The organism is Nitrospirillum amazonense, from assembly GCF_029594735.1.
Lineage (GTDB): Bacteria > Pseudomonadota > Alphaproteobacteria > Azospirillales > Azospirillaceae > Nitrospirillum > Nitrospirillum amazonense.
Genome location: NZ_JARPAF010000001.1, coordinates 278,717 through 300,996, shown reverse-complemented (window position 1 = coordinate 300,996; position 22,280 = coordinate 278,717). Strand labels below are relative to the sequence as shown.

Genomic DNA, 22,280 nt, shown 5'->3' with positions numbered 1-22,280 from the left:
TTACTTTATATTGACTTACGCAACTACAACTCAACTTCCGGATAGGTGTGCAGCACAGTGCCCAGCGCCGTTTTCAGCGGCGCCAGCCAGGGCTCGAAACGCCGCCAGTGGTCCAGCCCCTCGGTGAAGATGGGCTGGCGCACCTGCTCGGAACTGGGGGTACGCACGGTGCGCCTGTTGTCCCAGAAGGCCAGGCAGCCGTCCTCGAACGGCAGGCCCAGATGGTCCAGCAGCGCGTGGACCTCGTTTTCGGTATCGGCCACCAGCCGTTCATAGATGACACGGTGCACGCAGCCGGGGGCCGCCCGGTCCACATGGGCCATGAGCGTGGCGTAATCCGCGTAGTAACGCCCCAGTTCCGTCAGGTCATAGGTGAAGGCCTGGCCGCGCGCGAAATGCTGCTTGTAGGCGGACCAGCCGACGCCCAGGGGATGCCGGCGGACATCGACGATCCGTGCCCTGGGCAGGATGGCGCGGATCAGCGCCACGTGCATCCAGTTGTTAGGCATCTTGTCGATGAAGAAAGGCTTGGCCTCGTGCCGGTGCACCCGCGTCCGCGCGATGTATTCGGCGCCCAACGCCTCCAAGGCTTCGGAGGGAAGATCATCCAGACATTCCGGATACCGCCCGGCAGCGGCCCCTTTGCCGGGGGACGCGAGCCGCGCGGCGATCGCCATCATGTCGGGCAGTTCACTGGTGCCCTCGACCATGCTGTGGCTGGCCAGGATCTGCTCCACCAGGGTGGAACCCGAACGGGGCAGGCCGACGATGAAGATGGGGTCGGGCGCCTGGCAGCCGCCACGCGCCCGGGCCAGGAATCCCCTGTCGACCATGGCGGCGATGCGGGCGCATTGGTCATGGGTCTCATCCGGGTCGTAGTTGAGCTGGGCCCGGCGCAGGCGGTTGCCCTCGGCATAGGCCCGGAAGGCGGCCGCGTCATCACCTCCGGCATCTTCAAGCGCCTTGCCCAGCGCGAAATGCAGGTGCAACCGGTTCTCGTCATCCACCGTGGCCCGCAGGCCGCGTTCCATGGCCGCCGTGTCGTCCGCGGAAAAGCGGAAGGTCTTGAGATTGGCCAGGCTCCACCACGCCTCGCCCAGCGTGGGCTGTTGCTCAAGGGCGGTGCGATAAGCGGCGATGGCGTCGTCCAGCCGGCCGATCGCCTTCAGGACATGGCCGTAGCTCATCCAGCCCTTGGCCTGCTGCGGATGGCGGGCCAGGACGTGGGCGTACACGGCGGCGGCGGCGTCCTGGTCGCCGATGCGGACCAGCAGCGAAGCCTTGAGCATCAGCACCGATGGATTGTCCGGCTCGGCCGCCAGCAGATGCTCCACCTCGGCAAGGGCCTCGGCCGGCCGGTTGTGCCGTTGCAGCGTGCGGGCCAGCAACTCGCGGGCCGCGGTGAAGGCGGGCGCCAATTCCAGCGCGCGCCGCAGCAGGGTGATGGCATCATCGTACCGGCCCAGGCGCACGGCCAGCTCCGCCATCATGCGGATGGCCGCCACGTCGGTGGGATGGGCGCGCAACCGGTCCCGCAGTGCCCGCTCCGCCACGTTCAACCGGCCCTCGATCATGGCCATGGCGGCCTGGGCCAGGACGGGATCGCGGGTGGAGGCCTTCACGCCGGCCAGGTGGGCCCGCTCCGCCTCCTCATGCTCACCGGCGAGAGCCAGCGTGTCGGCCAGCGCCCGCCAGGCGGCGGCCAGGTCGGGGCTAAGCGCGCCGGCGCGGCGCATTTCAGTCAGGGCATCCGGAAGCTGGCCCAGGTCGCGCAGCGTCAGGCCCAGTTCCAGGGCCGTGGCGGCCGATCTCGGCTCCGCCGCCGCCAATTGGCGGAGAACCTCCGCCGCCGCCTGGACATCCCCCGCCAGCCTGAGGGCGCGGCCCTGGATCAGCCGCGCGCGCGGGTGGCCAGGCGCCGCATCGAGCACTTCCGCGACCTGCGCGATGGCCAGGGCCGGGGCGCGATCGACCAGCGCGGCCGCACGGTCCAGGGCCGTATCGATGGAAACTAAGGGCGGCGTGGCGCCGTTCATGCGGCCCTCGCCTGCGGACCGGGATGGGGGGGATATGCAAGGTCCGACATGGGATGCCAACTCCTGCTTCGTCTGGGATGGCCCATTTGTCCCAGCTGGGCCCGGTTCCGTTGCCGATGTCGCCTGTTCACACATATTGTCTATACATTCCCGCTCTGATTTAGTCTATACATAATTGCCAGATCGCGCTGCCCGCCGCATGAATCTTGCGACTTATGGACCAGAGGAGCAAACAATGACGCCATCCGTCCTGCTGAATGGTCCCCTGACCTGGCGCGACCTCAGCGCCGTCGCCCGGGGCAGCGAGCTGGTGCTGTCCCCGGACGCCTGGGCCCGCATCGGGAACGCCCATGCCGTGGTCGAGGCCATTGTGGCGCAGGGCATCCGGGCTTATGGCGTGAACACGGGGGTGGGCGCGCTGGTGAGCACGGTGGTGGATCGCGCCAAACAGCGTGACCTGTCCCGCAACCTGGTCATGAGCCATGCCTGCGGCATGGGGCAGCCCCTGGAGACGGCCGCCGTGCGGGGCATCATCGCCGCCCAGATCAACAATTTCGCGCATGGCCGCTCCGGTGTGCGGCCCGACCTGGTGCAGGGCCTGCTGACGCTGCTGGCCCGGGGCTGCATACCGGAGGTGCCGTCACGCGGGTCGGTGGGCTATCTGACCCACATGGCCCATATCGGCCTGGTCCTCATCGGCGCCGGCTCGGCCTATATGGACGGACGCCGCCTGTCGGGGCGGGAGGCGCTGGACGCCATCGGCATGTCCCCCCTGGTGCTTGATTCCAAGGAAGGGCTGAGCCTGGTGAACGGATCGCCCTGCGCCACCGGCCTCGGCGGATACGCGTTGTCGCGGATCGAGCGGCTGCTGGCCGCGGCGGACGCCGTGGCGGCGCTGACGCTGGAGGCGCTGGGCGCCCAGATGTCGGCGTATGAGGCCCAGGTGCTGCAGATACGGATGTCGAACGGCCTGCACCGCACCGGCGCCGCCCTCCGGAATTACTTGGCGGGCAGCCGCCGCCTGGAGCGCGCCGCGGGGACCCGCCTGCAGGACGCGCTCAGCCTGCGGGCCGTGCCGCATGTGCATGGTGCCGCCCGGGACGCCTTCGACGGCGCCTGCGCCGTCATCGACCGGGAACTGCAATCCGTCACGGACAACCCCATCGTCTCCGGCACGCCGGCGGCACCGGTCGTCGAGTCCGAGGCGCACGCGGTGGCGCCCGCGCTGGCCATCGCCCTGGACTCGCTGGCCATCGCCATCGCGCACCTGGGGGCCATTTCCGAACGCCATACCGACCGGCTGGTCAATCCGCTGGTCAGCGGCCTTCCGCCTTTCCTGGCCAGCGATCCCGGCGCCACCACCGGCTTCATGATCGCGCAGTACACCGCGTCCGCGCTGGTGGCGGACAACCGCCGCCTGTGCGCGCCCGCCAGTCTCGACGGCGGCATCAACTCCGCACTGCAGGAGGATTACCTGGCCCATCCCACGGCGGCGGCCACCAAACTGCTGGCCGTCATCGACAACACCGAATACATCCTGGGAATTGAACTGCTGGCGGCGACCGAGGCGCATGACCTGGCGGTTGATCCGGCGGACCGCGCGCCCGGTACCGCCGCCATCCACGACCATGTGCGCGCCTGCGTCGGCCGTTATCGCGATGATCGGCCGCTGGCCGATCACCTCAATATCGGCGCCGACATCATCCGAAACGGCCTGCCGGCGTGAATGGCGCATAAGCACCTAGCGCGGCACCGCCATCACCCGGTCGCCGCCCATGCCGGCGTTGGCCAGTTCCCGTTCCGCCTGGGTGAAACCATAGGCCGGCACGATCTCGTCGCTACGGTCGGAGATGCCGTCCCAATTGGCGACCACCTTCTCGCCCGCGCCGGCGCCCGCCCCGATGTAGCGGCCAGCCGTCAGGGTGATGCTGGCCGTGGCGAAATGGCCGGCCCCCGCGCAGAGGATCGCGCGGGTGGGCGCGTTCTCGCCCGTCAGCGCCAGAAGGCCGGGGCTGACCAGGCTGGGCGCCAGCAGATCCAGGCTGTTCTCCGACAGCACGCCGTGGGTCATCTGCGTCGCCGCCGTCGGGGCCAGGCAATTGACCCGGATGCCGTATTTCTCACCCTCGATGGCCAGGGTCTGCATCAGCCCCACCAGCGCCATCTTGGCCGCGCCGTAGTTGGCCTGGCCGAAATTGCCATACAGGCCGGATGACGACGTGGTCATGACGATGCGGCCATAGCGCTGCGCCCGCATGATATCCCACACCGCCTTGGCGCAGATGAACGCCCCGGTCAGGTGCACGTCCACCACAAGGCGGAAATCATCCAGGTTCATCTTGGCGAAGCTCTTGTCGCGCAGGATGCCGGCATTGTTCACCAGGATGTCGATGCGGCCCCACGTATCCATGACCCGCGCCACCATGGCCGCCACCCCCGCCTCGTCCGTCACCGACGCGGCGACGGCGATGGCCTGCCCCCCCTGCGCGGCAATCTCCGCTGCCACCGTGTCGGCGGCGGCCTGTGCCAGGTCATTCACGACCACCCGCGCGCCCTGCCCCGCCAGGTATAGGGCATGGGCGCGCCCCAGGCCGCCACCGGCTCCGGTGATGATGGCAACCCGACCCTCCAGCGACATGCGTTCCCCCTTCGCCATTTCGTTCTCCAGTCTTGACATTTTACTTTGACTCTCCCGTGAGTGAATAAATGATGGGCGGTCTGCTTAAACGCGCCCAAACTCAGGGCTCCTGCCGCCGCTGCCTGCAGACCTCCAGGAAGCCGGCGGCCATGAACGAGGCCATGCGCGCCTTGACCGCCGCAAAATCGTCAGACTTGCACAGGCCCCCCGACAGCTTGTCGATGCGCCCCGTGCGCGCCAGCGTCAGCAACAGGGCGCCGGTGACGAAGTGATAGCCCCAGAAGATGTCCTCCTCCGGACTGTCCGGCAGCGCCTTCTTCAACAGACCGATCAGGCGCAGCACGACAGGGTCGAAGTGCTGGTCCATCAGCTCCGCGCCCCATTCCGGCGTGTTCGCCACCTGCGCCCCCAGGGCGGCGTAGTTCTTCCAGCCCTCCCCCCCCTTGATGTACAGGTCCAGGTCGGTGTCGAGGAAGGCGTGCAGCGCCCCCTCCACCGTGGGCTTGCCGCCGGTGGCCGCGTCGTATTCGTCCAGTGCCTTCATGCGTCGGGTGCTGGTGACCTCCGCGCGCCGGGCGAAGACCGCGTCGAACAACTTCTTCTTGTCTTCGAAGTAATAGTTCAACAGCGTGTGATGGACGCCGACGCGCTTGGCCACGTCCTTCAGCGTGACGCCGTAGAGCCCATGCTTGGAGAAAAGATACTCGGCCTCATCGAGGATCTGCTCCATCATCTCGGCGCGCTGCTCGGCCTTGGTCGAGCGCCGACGCGGTTTCACCTGTTCACTCACCACGCAATCTTCCGTCCTGACGTGTGCCCGGGTGGCTCGCGCGCCACCCGTTCGTTCAATCAGCCTCCATATTGGGCACGCAGGCGGATTTTGTCGATCTTGCCGGTCGAGGCCTGGGGCATGCTGTCCAAGCGGATGACCGCGTCTGGTATCCACCAGGCCGCCACCTGGCCCCGCAGGGACGCCAGCAGCGCCTCGTCGCTGATATCATCGCAGGTCTCCACCAGCAGGATGGGGCGTTCGCCCCATTTGGGGTCCGGCCGGCCGATGACGGCGGCGAGTGACACCTGGGGCAGCGCGCCGACGATGGCCTCGATCTCCGCCGGGTTGATCCATTCGCCGCCGGACTTGATCAAATCCTTGGCCCGGCCGGTGATGATGAGGTTGCCATTGGCGTCGATGCGCGCCAGGTCGCCGGTGGGGAACCAGCCGTCGGCGTCGGTGGCGGGCGCGTCGTGACCGAAATAGCGGGCGATAACGGCGGAGCCGCGGACACGCAGATGCCCTTCAACCTCGCGCTGCTCCGGCAACGGCCGGCCGTCGGCATCGGTCAACAGCAGGTCCACGCCCACGGCGGGCCGGCCCGCCAGGGAGGCCGACCGCCCGGGGTCGTGCGCCGGCGTCACCGTGCCGGTGGGCGACATCTCCGTCATGCCCCAGCTGGTCTGCACGGCCACGCCCAGGCGCCGCTCGATCCGTTCCATGAGGGCGGGCGCGAGGGGGGAACCGCCCATGAGGATGCGCTTCAAGGTGGGCAACTCGCCGCCCACGGCCTCCAGATGTTCCACCAGGCCCAGCCAGACGGTGGGCACGCCCACGCCGACGGTCACGCCTTCCGCCAGGATCAGCCGGGCCAGGCTGGCGCCGTCGGCATGGCGGCCGGGCAGGACCAGCTTCGCCCCCACGGCCGGTGCTGCGAAAGGCAGGCCCCAGGCGTTGGCGTGGAACATCGGCACCACCGCCAGCACGCTGTCGCTGCCGGAAATGGCCATGACGTCGGTCTGCAACACCCGCAAGGTGTGCAGGAAGCTGGAACGGTGGGTGTACATCACCCCCTTCGGCGCACCGGTGGTGCCGGAGGTGAAGCAAAGGCCCGATGGCGCCGTCTCTGCGAACTCCCCCCAGGCGACGTCATGCCCCGCTTCGGCGATGAAGGGCTCCAGCACGGAAACCGGCGGCCCGTCGGACGGCCAGCCCGCCCCCTCGACGTCCCCATCGATGACCAGGATGCGTTCCAGGCCCGGCACGCCCTGCTGGATCTGGCGCGCCAGGGACAGCAGATCGGCGCTGGCGACCAGCAGCCGCGCTCCGGACTGCGTCAGCATGGCGGCCAGCTGTTCCGCCGTCAGGCGGGGGTTCAGCGTGTGGCAAATGGCGCCCATGCCCATGATGGCGTACCACGCCTCGACATGGCGCTGTGTGTTCCAAGCCAGCGTGGCCACACAGTCACCGACCGTGATGCCGAACCCCGCGAGCACGGATGACACGGCCAGGCTGCGCGTCTTCAGGTCGGCATAACCGATCCGGTCGGTGCCGCCGCCCTCCCGGGCGGTGACGACCTGGGCGCGGGGATGCCATTTGGCGGCGTGGCGCAGGAACTGGTCCAGCGTCAGGGCGTAGTCTTGCATCGCTCCCCGCATCACGGGCAACCCGCGGTCTTGGCCGGAAGGGCCGGGGACATGATGCCGGTGTTCCAGTTCCACGGCAGGGTGCCGGCAGCATGGCGGCGGCAGACCGTCGCCTCGTGCAGCGCATACATGCCGGGCATCAGGTGGGTTTCCGGCTGCGGCGCGGCGGCGAAATGCATGTAGGCCGCAGCGCCGTCATAAGGTTGCCACGCCGGCTGGCCGGCCGCGCTGGGCGTGCCGGTGCGGGCGAAGGAGGTCCAGTAATCCATCATCGCATCCGAAAAGCGGGCTTCGGCCGGGGTGTCCGCCACCTTGGGCCAGTACGGCGGCGTGCCGTGGGCGGTGCCGAAGACGTAAGGAATTTCCGAGGCATGGAAGCCGTGCAGGCCCTTGGCATCCGCCTCGGGATAACCGTGGTCGAACAGGTAGAGGAACGCCGGCTGGCCCAGCGCCGTCTGCTTGATCGCCAGGCGCTCCGACGTCCAGGCGTAGAGCGCGTCGCGGGTGTTGGCCAGGATGCTCTCGCCCATGTCGCGGGTGGGATATAGCGCCAGGTAGGCGTCGGCCAGGTCGCCGTACTGGTGGCGGATAGTGGTTTCATAGGTCGCGGCGTCGGTCGGCGGTGGTGGCGCCAGGAACCGCAAAGACCGGATCTCTCCGCTGTTGAAGCCAACCAGGAGGGGTACGGGCGCCTGCCGCCCCTGGTCGAACACGTCGACCAGCTGGCCGGTCAGAACGTGGCCGTCGATGTTGCCCCAGGGGCCGTAGCCGGCCTTGACGGCCGCGACGGTCAAGGCTTCCGCGTCCATGCCCCGTAAGGCCGCGACGTCGGCGGCACCAACCGCCGCCGCCAGCCGCCTGCCGTTCTCCTCCGCCGACTGTTCGCCGTAGCGGGCCTCCTTCAGCGTCGGGGTGGATATCATGTAGGCGCTCTGCGCGATGGCCTTGGTGAACAGGCCGCGGGCCGGCGGCGACGCCATCAGGTACATGACGCTGAGTGCCCCGGCGGATTCACCCGCGATGGTCACGTTGGCGGGGTCGCCACCAAAGGCGCCGATGTTGCGCTGAACCCAGCGCAGGGCCTCGATCTGGTCCAGCAGGCCGTAGTTGCCGGAAACGCCATCGGGAGATTCAGCGCTCAGATCCGGATGGGCCAGATAGCCCAGGACGCCCAGGCGATAGTTGATGGAAACCACGACCACGCCGTGCTCCGCCAGGCGGGCGCCGTCGTACAGCCCCTCGCTGCTGGCGCCGCCGACCAAGGCGCCCCCGTGGATCCACACCAGCACCGGCGCCTTTTTCGCCGCCTTCGGCGCCCAGACGTTCAGCGACAGGCAGTCCTCGCCCATTTTCGCCGGCGGGTCGGCATAGAGGCTGCCGGGGCGGGGCGGCGGCTGCACGCAGGCGGCGCCGAAATCATGGGCCGGTCGCACGCCCGTCCAGGACTGGACCGGCACCGGCGGCTTCCACCGCAGCGGCCCGACCGGGGGCTGGGCATAGGGTATGCCCTTGAACGCGGCCAAATCGCCCATGACCTGGCCTTCGACCGAGCCTACCGGGGCGTTGACGACGGGCGCGCCCGGGGCGGCGCCGGCGGCACCGATGTGAGCAAGAAGCAGCACGGCGGCGCAGACGCCCATGCGCAGAAGCGGACGCATCATCGATCTCCAGTCCAGGCTCCAGTCCGGGGCCCTTCCTTCCGCAACACCCGCGCCAAGGCCAGGAACAGCAGGACGGCCAGGCCATAGAAGGGGACGAGCGTGTAGAAGGCGAGTTGCAGCGAATGGTGGGGGTGTGTGGCGCGGAACAGGTCGCTGACCGCGCCCAGATAGGTGGGGCCGAAGCCCAGACCGATCAGGTTCATGACCAGCAGCAACAAGGCGCCGGACAGCACGCGCTGGTCGGGCCGCACCTCCTCCTGCACCAGGGCGACGGCCGGCGACAGGTAGAAGTAGTTGAAGAATGTCGGGCCGGCCAGGAACAGCAGCGCCAGGGGCCAGGACGGCGCCCAGACGAAGCCGACAAAGAAGGGCACCGCCGCGCACAGGGCTACCGCCGGCACCAGCGCGTAGCTGTGCCTGGCCCGGGCGGCGAACCGGTCGATCAGCCGGCCGGAAACATACATGCCGGCGCTGACGCCGATGCCGATCAACAGGGCGTAGTAGATCGCCACCTCGCCCAGGGCCATGCCCTTCTCCCGCATCAGGAACAAGGTGGTGAAGTTCAGCAGGGCATAGGTGACGAACTGGGTGGCGCCGGTCGCCAGCGCCACCAGCAGCAGCGCCGGGCGGGTGAAGAACATCCGCACCGTTTCCCAGAACCCGGCCTTCGCCGACGGCGTGACCTGGCCGGCCGGCACCGTCGCCACCGGGCCGGCGTCCAGCCCCCCTCGGCGTGGTTCGCGCACCAGCAGGTACACGGCCAGCGCCGTGACGACGCCGACGGCGCCCAGCAGTTGAAAGGCGCCGCGCCAGTTATAGGCGGCGGCGATGGCGGCCCCGAAGGCCACCCCCAGGGCCTGACCCAGTGGTGGACCGAAGTTGTACAAGCCCAGCGCCGTGCCGCGCCGGCCCGGGCCGAAATAGTCGGAGATGATGGCGTAGGAGGGCGGCACGCCACCCGCCTCCCCCACCCCGACGGTCATGCGCGCCAGTACCAGCTGCGGATAGGTCGAGGCCATACCGCAGGCCACCGTGGCCGCACTCCACAAGGCACAGGCGATGGACAGCACCCGCACCCGGTTGGTGCGGTCGGCCAGCCAAGCCACGGGGATGGAGATGAAGCAGTAAAAGAGCGCGAAGTAGAGCCCGCTGATCAGGCCCAACTGGCCGTCGGTGACCTTCAGGTCATCCTGGATGGGCTTGGCCAGGATGGACAGCAGCTGCCGATCCAGGAAATTCAGGACATAGACGAAGCAGAGCATGCCCAGCACGAACCAGGCGCGTGCCCCCGGCCGCGCGGACGGCGCGACCGGGGAGGTGGTGCCGGCGTCGGCCGCCGGCGGCGCAAGCGTCTCGGGTACCGCCATCACCTCAAATCCCATAGGTCAGCCGAATGCCGACGGTGCGCGGCCGCATGGTGCCGTAGCGGCTGGCCAGGAAGGCCTCGGGGTGGATGTAGGTGATGGAGGCGTCGTCGAAGAGGTTCTCGACATAAGCCGTGGCCGTCCATTTATCGCGCGCCACGCTGAAGCTCATGTTCACATTGTTGTAGCTGTCGGTGTAGCCGAAGGTGGGGTTGATGGTCTGCGGCTGTCCCGGCACCCGCGGGAACTCGCTGGGGAAGGACCCCACGTGCTGGAAGTTGATGGCGACGTTGCCCATCATGTCCGGCGTCACGTCGAAGGCGTATTGGGCGTAGGCGGACCCCTGGAAATGCGGTGACGACAGGCTGGCGCCCAGCACGGCGCCGGAAATCGCCGCCTCAGCGGGGCTGAGCTTCGTCACCCGCGCGTCATTGAACGAACCGTTCAGGCCGATGGTGAGGCCGGTAACGGGTACGGCGGCGATCTCGAACTCGATGCCCTTGCTTTGCGCCGCGCCGATGTTGGTGGCGAACTGCACCGAGTCCGACACGCGGTTGGCCTGGACCTGGATGTTGCTCCAGTCGATCAGGTAGAGCGCCAGGTTCGCCGACAGCCGGCCGTCGAACCACCGACCCTTGGCGCCGATCTCATAGTTGGTCAGGTCGTCGGAATCCGCGCCGTTGGGAATGATCAGGTCGTTGGCGTTGACCGTGCTGGGCCGCCCGGCATAGGCGTTGACCACGGGGGCGCGGAAGCCGGTGGCGATGGTCGCGTAAGTCGTCAGTTCCGGGATGGGCTTGAACGACGCGCTGACCTTGTAGGACGGCTGGCTGCCCTCCGCCTTCGTGCCGGTGGCCGGCGGCGTCGAGGTGATGGTCAAGGGTCCCGACCTGCCCAGCAAAGCGTTCGTCAGGTAATTGGAGTTGTAGCCGCCCGTGGTGAATGCCTGGGCGTCCAGGCCGCCATAGCGCAGGCCGCCCGTCAGCCAGAAATCGTCCGTGACGTGGTAGGTCAGCTCACCAAAACCCGCCAGCTCATGCGAGTTCGTGTAGGTGTAAAGGCGCTGGTAATACTGGTCCGGCACGCCGGTGATGTTGTGCGCCCTAAGGTAGGCGATGTCCGAGCGGTAGAGGTAGTTGATGTCCAGCCGGCGATCCAAATAGAAGGTGCCGATGGTCCAATCCCATTTGCCGCCGGGATCGGACGACAGCCGCGCCTCCTCCACGAAGGTGTTCTGGAAGGCGGACGCATCCAGGCCGAAGGGAATGGCGCCGGCGAAGGTGCCGGCCAGGTCCACGAAGAACTGCTGGTCGAATTCCGACCAGGTCGTCGAGCTGGTGAAGTGCGCGCCGTCGAACTGGTAGTCGATGGTGCCGTTGACGGTGCCCAGCTTGCCGGTGAACAGGTCCGGCTCGTTGGAGTTGCGCTTGTACTTGCCCAGCCGGGGATCGACCAGGGCGCTATCATGCGGGTTGCTGTCCTCATACGAGGCCAGCAGCTTGATCTGCAGGCGGTCCGACCCCTTGAGCAACAGGCTCATGCGGCCGCCGGTGTCGATCAGCGTGTTGGCGTTGTGCACGCCGGTGCCCAAATTGTCGACCCAACCTTCCTCATGACGGTAGAAGCCCACCATGCGCAGCGCCAGCTTGTCCTCCACCAGCGGCACGTTGACCATGGCGTCATAGCGCTGGCGCCAGGAGTCCGATCCGGTCAGGGCGACATCGGCCAGGGCGCTGCTGTCATATTGGGTCACGTCGGGGCTCTTGAGCAGGATGCGCAGGGCGCCCGACAGCGAGCCCGACCCGAACAGCGTCCCCTGCGGGCCGCGCAAGAACTCCACGCGTTCTACGTCGAACAGGTTGGGGTCCAGGACGGTGGTGTTGCCGGTGGTGGAGATGGGCAGCTCGTCGATGTAGACGGCGACGCTGCTTTGCAGATTGGCGCCATAGCCATTGGTGGCGATGCCGCGGGCCGTGAAATTGTTGAAGTTGGCGGTGGGCTTGTTCAGCACCACGCCCGGCGTCTCGCGCGCCAGCCCCTCATAACCGACGATGCCCTGCTTGGTCAGTTCCTCCTGCGAGAACGCGGTGACGCTCAGCGGCACGTCCTGCAGGCGCTCGGGCCGGCGGGTGGCCGTGACGACAATTTCCTGCAAGGCGTCGGAAGCGGACGCCTTGGGCGCCGTCGACGCGGTATCCTGCGCCAGGGCCGAAACCGTGGACGTGAGTAACGTGGCCGCGCACGCGGACACGAGCAGCTTGGCTCTCATGACGTGTTAAACCTCCCGTGCGTCGCCGATCGAACGTCGGCGTATGGGCGTCACCATGAGGCAGGCGTATCTGGATGTCAACATTCACTCTCACGTGTGTGAATATTATGCTGACAGCGGCAGGCTGGGCCTGGGAATGTGCATGGGGCTGGTGGAGATCACCGCGCGCAGGCTGAGGTGTTCAAACCCTGAGCCGCTATTCCTCGGCGCGCTTTGCGCTGTTGCGCTAGAGGTGGACGTGGCGCCTATAAAGCCCGCCTAACAGGCAAGGCCTGACATGCAAGGAAGGATCCCGCGTTGAAGACCTTAGGTTCCGCCGCCGTCGCCCTTCTTCTGATGGCGGGTTCCGCCTGGGCGCAACCCGGCGCCGGCCCCCAGCCGGTGACGCTGGCGCCATTCGTCCCGGCACCCCAGGACAGGCCTTTCGACGGCACCATCCGGTTGGACGTGGACGCGACGGATACCGTGCACAGGGTCTTCACCGTCCATGAAACCATCCCGGTGCAGCAGGCCGGCCGCATGGTCCTGCTGTACCCCGAATATGAAACGGGCAGCCACGCCGCCACCGCCTCCATCGCGGCGCTGGCGGGCCTGACGCTGCATGCGGGCGGCCAGCCCCTGGTCTGGCGTCGCGACCCGCTGAACCCCTATGCCTTCGAGGTGGATGTGCCGGCCGGCGTCACCGCCGTCGAGGCCGATTTTCAGTTCCTGTCCCCCACCGGTCCGCGCCAGGGGCCCATGCGCATGACGCCCGGCATGGTCACCGTCGCCTGGCAGACCCTGTTGCTGTACCCGGCCGGCTGGTTCACCCGCGACATTCCGGTGGCGGCCAGCCTGCGTCTGCCCGCCGGCATGACCCCGGCCACCACCCTGGCGCGCACGTCCGGCGCCGGGGAAGTGCTGAGCTTCGCGACCGAGACGCTGGAGGATCTGGTCGATTCCCCGGTTTATGCCGGTCGCCACGTCCGCGAGATTCCGCTGTCGCAGGATAAGGCGGCACCGGTGACCCTGGCGCTGCTGGCGGAAAAGGCCGAGGATCTGGAGACCACGCCGGCGCAGATCGCGGGCCTGGCCCGCATGGTGTCGCAGACCCACCGCCTGCTGGGGCCGGCGCACTATCGCCGCTACGCGCTGATCGTGGCCCTTAACGACCAGCTGCCGGGCCCCGGCGGGTTCGAGCACATGGAGTCCAGCGAAAACGCCGTGCCGCCGGACTTCTTCCAGGCCGCCGACGGCTATGCCGTCTACCAGGATCTATTCGCGCACGAGTTCGTCCATTCCTGGAACGGCCGCTACCGCCAGCCGGCCGGCCTGTGGGCCCCGACCTACAACCAGCCGGTCAATGGCAGCCTGCTCTGGGTCTATGAGGGGCAGACGGAGTTTTGGGGCCGTGTGCTGGCGGCACGCGCAGGCCTGAGGACGGTGGCGCAGACGCTGGATGCCCTGGCGATCGATGCCGCCGTTGCCCAGTCCCGTGTCGGCCGGGCGTGGAAGTCGCTGCAGGACAGCGCCAACGACCCGTCCATCGCCATCGGCCGGCCCATGATGTGGCGCGATTGGCAGCGGCGGGAGGATTATTATGGCGAGGGCGTGCTGCTGTGGCTGGATGCCGACAGCTTGATCCGCGAGCGCACGGGCGGCAAGCGCGGCCTGGACGACATGGCGCGCGCCCTATTCGGCGGCCCGGCCGGGGACCGGGTGATCCGCACCTATGGCTTCGATGACGTCTGTGCCGCCCTCAACAGCGTGCTGCCCTTCGACTGGGCCGCCTTCCTACGCCGGCGGCTGGACGCGCACGACGACGCCGGACTGCTAGATGGCCTGACGCGCGGCGGCTATCGCCTGGTCTTCACCGACACGCCCACCGACTATTTCCGGCAGACGGAGACGGACGGCGGCGGCACCGATCTCAGCTACTCCATCGGCTTGGTGGTGGATGCCAAGGGCCAGGCCCGTGCCGTCGCCTGGAACGGCCCGGCCTTCCGTGCCGGCCTGAACGTCGGCAGCCACCTCATCGCGGTCAACGGCCAACCCTTCAGCGCCGACCGGCTGATCGAGGCGGTACGGCAGGCGGCCACCCGTCCGGTGGAACTGCGCTTCGACAGCGACGGGGCGGACCATACCGCCACCGTCGACTATCACGGGACCTTGCGCTACCCCCGCCTGGAACGCGTCACCGGCACGCCCGACCGCCTGACAGCGCTTTTACGGCCCCTGCCGTGACGGTGGCTGGCGCAGGGACCAAGTAAACCTCGCCGCTTATTTGCCGCCGGTCACATCGAGGAAGGTGCCGGTGATGAAGGACGCCTCGGCGCTGGCCAGCCAGAGGATCGCGTGGGCGACCTCCTCCGGTTGGCCGCCCCTTCCCATGGGTATGGTGCCCTTGACACGGTCAACCCGGCCCGGCTCACCACCGCTGGCGTGCATGTCGGTATAGATGTGTCCGGGGCGGATGCAGTTGACGCGGATCCCCTCCCGCGCCACCTCCTTCGCGAAACCGGTGGTGAACGTTTCGACGGCACCCTTGGACGCGGCGTAGTCGACATATTCGTTGGGGCTGCCAAGCCGGGCCGACGCCGAGGAGATGTTGATCACGGCGCCGCCCCGCCCGTTGTGGCGATAGGCCATGCGCTTCACCGCCTGTTGCGCGCACAGGATGGGGCCGATCGCGTTGACCAGGAAGATGCGCCGCATCCGCTCGAACGCCAAATCCTCCAGCCGGGATTGCCGCGCCAGCATGGCCGCGTTGTTGACCAGGACATCGATCCGCCCGAACGCGTGGTCGATCGCGGCGAACAGCTCGGCAACCTGCGCCGGATCGGCACTATCGGCGCGCACGGGCAGAGCCCGGCGCCCGGCCGCCACCACATCCGCCGCGACCGCCTGGGCGGCGGCCTCGTCGGACAGGAAGCTGATCGCCACATCATAGCCTTGCGTGGCCGCGAGCCGGGCCGTCGCCGCGCCAATGCCGCGACTTCCCCCCGTTATCAGCATAAGCGGCGCGCCAGAGACGGTGTTCATTGGATCAACCTTTCTATTTCACGCGGCCCTACTTCACGCGGCGGCACCGCGCAGATGGGGCCGCAACGCCAGAACAAGCGGGACAATCAGGGCGGCGGTCGCGGCGGCGGCCAGCACGCCGACGGTCTGGCTGCTGTGGTCGGCGATCGCGCCGTAAAGGATGGGCGCGACACCGCCGGAGCCGATCACGCTGGTGTAAAAGACGGCGAAGGCGCGGCCCGTATCGGCGCCCGAAAGCTCAGGCACGGTGGCGTAAAGCACTGAAGAGGTGCCGTTGAGCACGACGCCGAGCAGCGGAAGCAAGATCAGCGTCTGCGTCAGGGGTGTGACCAGCGTCGCCAGGATCAGCACGGCGGTCGCGGCCTCGGTCACGATGACGGTTCCGACCACACCCAGCCGTTCCCCCAGCCAGCCGCATGTCGCCTTTCCGAACGCGCCGCCGATGAACAGCAAGCCAAGGGCCAACCCCACGGTGGGCGATCCCCCGTGCTGTCCGTGAATGAGGAAGGGCAGAAACAGCAAATAGCCCATGCGGGTCGCCGTATCGAGCGCGCCTATCGCCGTGAGAACCCCGAAGCCGCCGCGACCACGACGGCCGGAAGGGCCGCCTGGCGCAGCCTTCCCCACGGCGACCGCCCCCCGCGCCAGTGCCGTCAGCGCGATCGCGACGGCGACGCCGAGCACCACCATCAGGCCCAGCACCGCCCGCCAGGCGAGGACGGGCAGCAGGACCGCGACGAGCGCGGGCAACAAGGCCTTCCCGAGATCGCCCGAAAAATTGTAGATGCCGAGCGGTCGGCGCGACGCCCTGCCGTAACTGTCGGCGACGAGCATCGAGCCGCGCGGATGCTGGATGCTGGACCCGGCGCCGGCCACGATGAGGCCGACACAGAGGCCGGCAAAGCCGAACGGCAACGCCACGACCAGCAGCCCCGTCGATGCGATGAGGGTCGACAGGATCAGCGCCGACCGCGCGGGGAGCCCGCGCAGGATCCGGTTGGCCGGCAATTGCAGCCCGCCCATCGTTCCCGAATAAAGCGCGCGGATGAGGGCCAGCGCCGCGTAGGAAAGGCCGAACTGCGCCTGCCATACCGGCAGGAACGCATAGAGCCCATCGGTATAGCCGTCGTGGAGCGCATGGGCGAGGCACGCGGCCAACAGGCTGCGCAATTTCGTCGTGGCTGGGGGGCTGGGGTCGCCCACCGTCGCGGAAAGGTTGGTCGAGGATGCCATGGCGCGATGGTAGATAGGCGATAAATTTTCAACTAGCCTGTCATTGGTCACGATATGCGTCAGCTTTAGTCACGGGATTCAATGCGCCGCCTGCCCCCCCTCAACGCGCTGCGCGTCTTCGAGGTCGCCGCCCGCACGGGCAGTTACGCCGAGGCGGCGGCGGAGCTTGGCGTAACCCATGGGGCGGTCAGCCGGCATATCGCCGCCCTGGAAAGCTGGCTGGGCCAGAGGCTGTTCACCAAGGAAGGCCGCCGCATGGTGGCGACGCCCATGGCGGGCCTATTTGCGGCGGAGGTCGGCCTTTCCCTCGACCGCCTGGCTGTCGCCGCGGCGGCCTGCGGGCGGCCGGGTGCGCGCCGTATCCTGCGTGTCAGCGCGCCAACCAGCTTCGCGATGCGATGGCTGATCCCGCGCCTCGGCCGCTATCATGCAGATCATCCGCATGTCGAGGTCGTGGTCACCACCGTCTCAACGGTGCTTGAGGCGTTGCGCGGAGGTGTGGACGTGGCGATCCGGCGGAGCACCGCCCGGGAGCATACGTGGCCGCAGCACCGCGTCGTTCCGGTGCTGGATGACGTCGACACGCTGATTATGAGCCCGGCGCTGTTCGCCCGCCGGCCCATCCTGCGGCCCGCCGACGTCGAGGGGCACACCCTGCTGGCGACCGAGACACGCGGCGGCGACTGGGCCGACTGGCTGGAGGCGGCGGATCTGCATCACCTCGCCGGGCTTCCGCGCCAGGTGTTCGATCACTTCTTCGTGACGCGCCAGGCGGTGGAAGACGGCCTGGGCATCGGGATCGGCCCACTGCCCATGCTGGAAATCGATATCGCCGGCGGACATCTGATGACACCGCTGCCGCAGATCCAAGTTCCGCGCCGGGGCTATGTCGCTGTCATTCCGCGCCAGGCCGACGCCGGCAACCTGCTGACCGGTTTCGTCGACTGGCTCGCCGAAGAGAGGGGCCGCCCCCCGCCGAGCCCTGGGCTCACCCTCAGCTCCGGCGGATGATGTCCGCCAGGTGCCGGGAACTGGGCTTGGGTGTTCGCGCGAAGGTGTCGCGGTTGACGGCCACCAGGCCGAAATGCTGGCCGTACCCTTGCGTCCATTCGAAATTGTCCAGCAGCGACCAGTAGATGTAGCTGCGCACGTCGATGCCCCCGCGCAGGCAGGCCTCGACCTCCGCGACGCTGGCGTCCAGCCAGGCGACCCGGCGTGCGTCGTCATCCGTGGCGATGCCGCTTTCGGTGACGAATATGGGCTTGCCGGTCTTGCGCGCGGCCAACCGGATCACCTGTCCCAGGGCCTGCGGGTAATATTCGTATCCCGCCGCCGTCATCTCAGCCCCCGGCGGCGCGGCGGTTAGGCCCTGGGCATCGACCCGCAGGCGCGTGTACGCCTGCACGCCCACGAAATCGCTGGCGTTCACCGCATCCCACCAGCCCCCGTAGAGCGTCGCCTCGACGATGGGGGCGAGACTGCCGTCGCCCACCGCCTCCACCGCCTGCGTGGTCAGCGTGACGCCCACGGGGAAATCACCGGGTCCAGCCTTGATGGCCTGGTAAGCCTTGGCATGAGCCTCGAGCAGATGGGCATCGATGCGGTCGGGGTCGGCGAACAGGATGGAGGAGAACCGTGGGGACTGGGTGGCACGGGCGGCGCCGGCGATCATCGCGGTGCGCGCGGCCCGGTATTCGGGCGTGGACGCCCCCCGCAGGACCTTCACCAGCAGGTGGATGTTGGCCTCGTTGAAGGGCGAGGCCATGCCGATTTGGCCGCCCAGCGCGCGCGTGGCCCGTTCGCAGAAGCGGGCGAACAGGTCGGGGCTGTCCGGTGTCTCCCATCCTCCGCGGCTCGCGAACCACAGCGGCACGGTGAAGTGGTTGTACGTCACGATGGGCAACAGCCCGTGCGCCCGGCAGGCGGCCAGCACCCGGGTGTAGTGGTCCAGCTCGACCTGGGAAAACTGGCCCGGCTCCGGCTCTATCCGGGCCCACTCTATGCCGAAGCGATAGCAGTTGAGCCCGATGGCCCGAGCGATGGCGAAATCCTGTTCGTATCGATGATAGCTGTCGCAGGCGCCGCCCGACGGCTCCTTGTAGACCGTCTCCGGCAGGTGCTCCAGAAGCCAGCTGTCGGAATTGATGTCGTTGCCTTCGCTCTGATGGGCCGAGATTGCCGCCCCCCACAGGAAGCCCTTTGGCATGGCCGGGCGGGCGGCCCGCACGGGGAGCGCTCTCCAGGCGGTTGCCGCCGCCAGCCCCGCCAACATTGACCGGCGTGTGGTCGCCATTCCGTCCCCCCTTAAATCCTTTCTGTTTCCTGTCCCGCTACCCCGCCCCGTGGTCGGCGCCATCTGGGCGCTGCCGTGGCACTTGGCCCGCGTGGTCGATGAGGCGACCCAGGGTCAGGGCGCGTATCGGCGCAGGTGAAGGCCGCCGGTTGTCGCGAATGGAGGAACCTTCTCAGATCCTTTATGGAAGAACAATATTAACTAACAAGTGAGTTAGTATTTATCGTTGCGGCTTCCACCCCACAGCCGACGGGAGGTTTGCCAACCATCACCAAGCCGGTGCCCGGGGCGCTTGATAACACCTTTATGTCAAGTAACATTGTCATCGTCTGGGCAGTTCAGCCTGACCGGGTAGGCGAGACCTGTCCGAAGGGGCCCTGCGACCTTGATACGAGAGCCGGCGCCAGCCCCGCAGCGCCATAGCGCCTGGCTATCGCATTCCCGTTGAGGCGGATCAGAATAGGAAAATCCGCTACGACTTGGCCGTGGCGGTGGCGGACGCCTTGCGGCTTGGTTTGGCCGGCCTCGGCCCAGGGCTCGCCTGCGGCAGCGGGGCGTCGGAGGCTGGTGCCGCGACGGTCATCCCGTAGTGCGCATGCTCCTCCTTCAAGGAGGCGATGGCGCTCAACCAGTCGCCCAGGGCGAGTTGGCGGTGCACGCGGTGGTTGGGATACCAGGGCGACGTCGTGTCGCCGATGCCCCAGCGCCAATCGACGGAGTGCGCGAGCAGCAACGAGACCGGTTTGCCCATGGAACCGGCAAGATGCGCCACCCCGGTGTCCACCGCCACCACATGGTCCAGGTTGGCGATGACGGCAGCCGTGTCGATGAAGTCCTGAAGCTTGGGGCTCAGGTCATGCAACCGGCCCTTGAAGGCCAGGGCCTCTCCCGCCCGCGGCCCGACCTGCAACGAGAACCAGTCGGCATCGGGAATGGCGTCGAGAACGGCCCCCAGATGGGCCAGCGGCAAAGAGCGGCGGGCGTCCTCGGAATGCTGGGGACGCCCGGCCCAAACGACGCCGACGCGGCGCCGGCCGCTGGGCGGCGGCAGCAAGGTCCGGCCGCGGGCCACCTGATCCTCCGGCAGGGTCAGCCAGCCGGGCAACAGAGGCAGGTCCGCGACGCGGAGTGACAACATGTGCGGCAGGCTCAACAGCGGCACGTGATAATCAAACGATTCCTGGACGCTGAACATGTGCGGGTTGTCGGGCCGGGGAACCACACGGATGCCGTCCTTGGCCAGGGCAGCACTCAGGACCCCGGTCAGCGGGGAAGACACCTCCAACACCAACTCAGCGAGGCCATGGCGATCCCTCAGGATATGGGCCAGCGGGGTGAACTGCAGGATGTCGCCGAAGCCCTGTTCCCCCCAAACGTAGATGCGCTTGCCCGCCAGGTTCTCACCCCGCCATTGCGGTGCCGCCAGGATGCGGCGGGGCTCGGGAAACTGGTCCCATACCCAGCGCCACTCATAATCCGCCCAGCCCGTGGCGAAGTCGCCGCGCGCCAGGCACGCCAAGGAGTGGTTCCAGCGGGCCAGCGCGTTGCCGGGCGCCAGCTTCAGCGCCACATCCAGCGCCATCACCGTGGCGTCGATGAAGCCGGCGGTGCGCAGGGCCTTGTCCAGGGTCTGAAGGACTTCCTCCAGCCGTTCCAGCCGGCCGTCGGGCATCCCCTCCGGCAGGGTGGCCAGCGCCGCCGTCAGTTCCGGCAGACGGTCGCCGATTTCGTCGATCAGTTGCCTGCCCAGCTCCCGCGCCTCGGGCAGCACCCGGCCAAAGAGGATGACGCCCACGATCAGCGGCACGACCGCCTCGCGCGATTGCCCCATCCAGGCCAATCCCGTGCCCATGTTGACCCAGGCGGAATAGTTCAAGGGCGACAACGCCAGGATGCGACGATAGAGGGGCATCGCATCCGCGTGCTGCCCACGGGTCTGCAGCATGACCGCCAGGTTCAGCATGGCGGAAGCGGCGCGCGGCAGGTCCCCCATGCGCTCGAACACGGTGCCCAGCGAGCAGTAGTAGAGGGGCTCGCCCGGCTCGATCTTCAAGGCGTGTTCGAACAGGCCGGCGGCCCGCAAATTGTCTCCCTCATACGCGGCCATGACGCCCAGCTGGTGCAAACTGGGCGCCGTCACCTCCGGGCGCTCGGTCAGCTGCAGGAAGACCTGGCGCGCCTCGGCCGTCCTTCCGGCAGACTGCAGTTGCAACCCCTGGGCAAAGGCGGGAACCCGCCGACCCAATTCCATCAGCATGTCGCCGCTGCGCTCGACCACCGGGATGGAAAAGTCGCCGCTATTGTTTCCGCTCATCCTGCTTCGTGCCTTGAATGGGGGCTGATGTCATTTGTAGCTGATTATAGACGCCGCCTTCGCTACCGGCGGAAGAAACCGCATATGTCTGCGCGGAGGATACTTGACCGCCACCGCTCTCGCCGCTGCGTGTGCCTTGCGAGGCGGTGCTCCCCGAAGGTGCGCCACTGTCGCTGGACGACGTCCCGCCGGATGCGCCGGATGAGGTTCCGCCGGACGTGCCCGAGGAAGCGGACGCGCCCGACGCCGTAGTATCGCCGCCTGCCGGCGATGTCGAAGCCGCGGCGCCAGTCGTGGCGGAGGTGGCTGTTGTTCTGGTCGAGCCGGTACCGCTGACGGTGGATGGCGCGCTGACGCTCGCCACGCCCCCACCGAGACTGGCGGTGACGGCGGGGGCGGCCAGGCTTGCGGTCGGCAGCAAAGCCGCCACGACTTGGCGCTGCAAGGTGCTTGTGGTCAGCGCCGCAGACGCGCCAACGCTCAGCAACCCGGTCTGGTATAGAATTGTGTAATTGCCAAGGCCCGTGCCGATGGCGCCCGAGGCGGTAATGCCATAGCTGCCCGGCGCCGCCGCGGCCAAGGCACCGGGGCTGCTCAACGTCACCCCGGTGACGCTGTCGCCGTTCGTCAACCCCGTCACACCGTAACCCGCCAGGATCAGATCAAGACCGGCCGTTTTGCTTTCATCGCCGGCCGTGATGGTTAGCGCCGCCGGATTCACCGTCAGCGTCCCGGCGGCGTAGCTCACCGAGTAGTTGCTGAGGCCCGTGCCGGTGGCGCCGCTGGCCGTGATGGTGTAGCTGCCCACCGAGGCGGCGGTGCCGCTGCCCGTGCTGGCCAGGGTCACGGCGCTGATGCTGTCGCCGTTCACCAGCCCGGAACTGCTGTACCCCGTCAGGCTGGCGCTGGTGCCGTAGGTCTTGGTCGCCCCGCTGGCCGTGATCGTCAGCGCCGCCGGGTTCACCGTCAGCGTGCCGTCGGCGTAGCTCACCGAGTAGTTGCTGAGCCCCGTGCCCGTGGCGCCGCTGGCGGT

The 22,280-nt window shown here is 68.1% G+C and carries 15 protein-coding genes; 3 read left to right on the top strand and 12 right to left on the bottom strand.

What is annotated here, in order from left to right; all coding sequences use genetic code 11:
* Positions 1–23 precede the first annotated feature (23 nt).
* The gene (locus P5F91_RS01075) at positions 24–2,036 is read right to left on the bottom strand and encodes a tetratricopeptide repeat-containing sulfotransferase family protein (protein ID WP_277906198.1); all 2,013 of its coding nucleotides are present in this window, start codon (positions 2,034–2,036) and stop codon (positions 24–26) included.
* 235 nt (positions 2,037–2,271) lie between these two features.
* On the opposite strand from P5F91_RS01075, the gene P5F91_RS01070 reads away from it, so the two are divergent.
* On the top strand, positions 2,272–3,762 hold the full coding sequence (locus P5F91_RS01070) for an HAL/PAL/TAL family ammonia-lyase (protein WP_277906197.1): 1,491 nt from the start codon (positions 2,272–2,274) through the stop codon (positions 3,760–3,762).
* A gap of 15 nt (positions 3,763–3,777) precedes the next feature.
* On the opposite strand, the gene P5F91_RS01065 is transcribed toward P5F91_RS01070, so the two are convergent.
* The 6 genes from P5F91_RS01065 to P5F91_RS01040 all read right to left on the bottom strand — a co-directional run bounded on the left by P5F91_RS01065 (position 3,778) and on the right by P5F91_RS01040 (position 12,386).
* Positions 3,778–4,692, bottom strand: coding sequence for an SDR family NAD(P)-dependent oxidoreductase (locus P5F91_RS01065; RefSeq protein ID WP_277906196.1), 915 nt, complete (start codon positions 4,690–4,692; stop codon positions 3,778–3,780).
* Positions 4,693–4,774: 82 nt separating this feature from the next.
* Entirely contained in the window at positions 4,775–5,452 is a 678-nt protein-coding gene (locus P5F91_RS01060; protein ID WP_277906195.1) for a TetR/AcrR family transcriptional regulator, read from the bottom strand.
* 71 nt (positions 5,453–5,523) lie between these two features.
* Positions 5,524–7,092: an AMP-binding protein gene (locus tag P5F91_RS01055; RefSeq protein ID WP_277906194.1), complete on the bottom strand. Its 1,569-nt coding sequence runs from the start codon at positions 7,090–7,092 to the stop codon at positions 5,524–5,526.
* Between the two features lie 11 nt (positions 7,093–7,103).
* Positions 7,104–8,753: a carboxylesterase/lipase family protein gene (locus P5F91_RS01050; protein WP_277906193.1), complete on the bottom strand. Its 1,650-nt coding sequence runs from the start codon at positions 8,751–8,753 to the stop codon at positions 7,104–7,106.
* The gene (locus P5F91_RS01045; RefSeq protein ID WP_277906192.1) at positions 8,750–10,120 is read right to left on the bottom strand and encodes a spinster family MFS transporter; all 1,371 of its coding nucleotides are present in this window, start codon (positions 10,118–10,120) and stop codon (positions 8,750–8,752) included. Before P5F91_RS01045 ends, P5F91_RS01050 begins: the two co-directional genes overlap by 4 nt.
* A 4-nt stretch (positions 10,121–10,124) precedes the next feature.
* Entirely contained in the window at positions 10,125–12,386 is a 2,262-nt protein-coding gene (locus P5F91_RS01040; protein ID WP_277906190.1) for a TonB-dependent receptor, read from the bottom strand.
* 297 nt (positions 12,387–12,683) lie between these two features.
* Between P5F91_RS01040 and P5F91_RS01035 the strand changes: the two genes are divergently transcribed.
* A complete protein-coding gene (locus P5F91_RS01035; protein WP_277906189.1) occupies positions 12,684–14,609 on the top strand; it encodes a M61 family metallopeptidase in 1,926 nt (641 codons plus the stop codon).
* 36 nt (positions 14,610–14,645) lie between these two features.
* Here the strand turns inward: P5F91_RS01035 and P5F91_RS01030 are convergent, their stop codons facing one another.
* Together P5F91_RS01030 and P5F91_RS01025 are read right to left on the bottom strand one after the other, a co-directional pair.
* Positions 14,646–15,407: an SDR family oxidoreductase gene (locus tag P5F91_RS01030; protein ID WP_277906188.1), complete on the bottom strand. Its 762-nt coding sequence runs from the start codon at positions 15,405–15,407 to the stop codon at positions 14,646–14,648.
* 33 nt (positions 15,408–15,440) lie between these two features.
* A complete protein-coding gene (locus P5F91_RS01025) occupies positions 15,441–16,640 on the bottom strand; it encodes an MFS transporter (protein ID WP_277906187.1) in 1,200 nt (399 codons plus the stop codon).
* Between the two features lie 81 nt (positions 16,641–16,721).
* Here P5F91_RS01025 and P5F91_RS01020 point away from each other — a divergent pair, with 81 nt between their 5' ends.
* Entirely contained in the window at positions 16,722–17,651 is a 930-nt protein-coding gene (locus P5F91_RS01020) for a LysR substrate-binding domain-containing protein (RefSeq protein ID WP_277906186.1), read from the top strand.
* On the opposite strand, the gene P5F91_RS01015 is transcribed toward P5F91_RS01020, so the two are convergent.
* The 3 genes from P5F91_RS01015 to P5F91_RS01005 all read right to left on the bottom strand — a co-directional run.
* Positions 17,635–18,867, bottom strand: coding sequence for a glycoside hydrolase family 1 protein (locus P5F91_RS01015; protein WP_277906185.1), 1,233 nt, complete (start codon positions 18,865–18,867; stop codon positions 17,635–17,637). The genes P5F91_RS01020 and P5F91_RS01015 overlap by 17 nt on opposite strands.
* 538 nt (positions 18,868–19,405) lie before the next feature.
* Positions 19,406–21,247 carry a tetratricopeptide repeat protein gene (locus P5F91_RS01010; RefSeq protein WP_277906184.1) on the bottom strand — a complete coding sequence of 614 codons (1,842 nt, stop codon included), beginning with the start codon at positions 21,245–21,247 and terminating at the stop codon, positions 19,406–19,408.
* The coding region (locus tag P5F91_RS01005; protein ID WP_277906183.1) for an MBG domain-containing protein at positions 21,231–22,280 on the bottom strand (1,050 nt) is incomplete at its 5' end. The genes P5F91_RS01005 and P5F91_RS01010, both read right to left, overlap by 17 nt.

Coding starts and splice junctions, on each gene's coding strand:
- P5F91_RS01075 (WP_277906198.1), bottom strand. CDS start 2,036: ATGAACGGCGCCACGCCGCCCTTAGTTTCCATCGATACGGCCCTGGAC.
- P5F91_RS01070 (WP_277906197.1), top strand. CDS start 2,272: ATGACGCCATCCGTCCTGCTGAATGGTCCCCTGACCTGGCGCGACCTC.
- P5F91_RS01065 (WP_277906196.1), bottom strand. CDS start 4,692: ATGGCGAAGGGGGAACGCATGTCGCTGGAGGGTCGGGTTGCCATCATC.
- P5F91_RS01055 (WP_277906194.1), bottom strand. CDS start 7,092: ATGCAAGACTACGCCCTGACGCTGGACCAGTTCCTGCGCCACGCCGCC.
- P5F91_RS01050 (WP_277906193.1), bottom strand. CDS start 8,753: ATGATGCGTCCGCTTCTGCGCATGGGCGTCTGCGCCGCCGTGCTGCTT.
- P5F91_RS01045 (WP_277906192.1), bottom strand. CDS start 10,120: ATGGCGGTACCCGAGACGCTTGCGCCGCCGGCGGCCGACGCCGGCACC.
- P5F91_RS01040 (WP_277906190.1), bottom strand. CDS start 12,386: ATGAGAGCCAAGCTGCTCGTGTCCGCGTGCGCGGCCACGTTACTCACG.
- P5F91_RS01030 (WP_277906188.1), bottom strand. CDS start 15,407: ATGAACACCGTCTCTGGCGCGCCGCTTATGCTGATAACGGGGGGAAGT.
- P5F91_RS01025 (WP_277906187.1), bottom strand. CDS start 16,640: ATGGCATCCTCGACCAACCTTTCCGCGACGGTGGGCGACCCCAGCCCC.
- P5F91_RS01020 (WP_277906186.1), top strand. CDS start 16,722: ATGCGCCGCCTGCCCCCCCTCAACGCGCTGCGCGTCTTCGAGGTCGCC.
- P5F91_RS01010 (WP_277906184.1), bottom strand. CDS start 21,247: ATGAGCGGAAACAATAGCGGCGACTTTTCCATCCCGGTGGTCGAGCGC.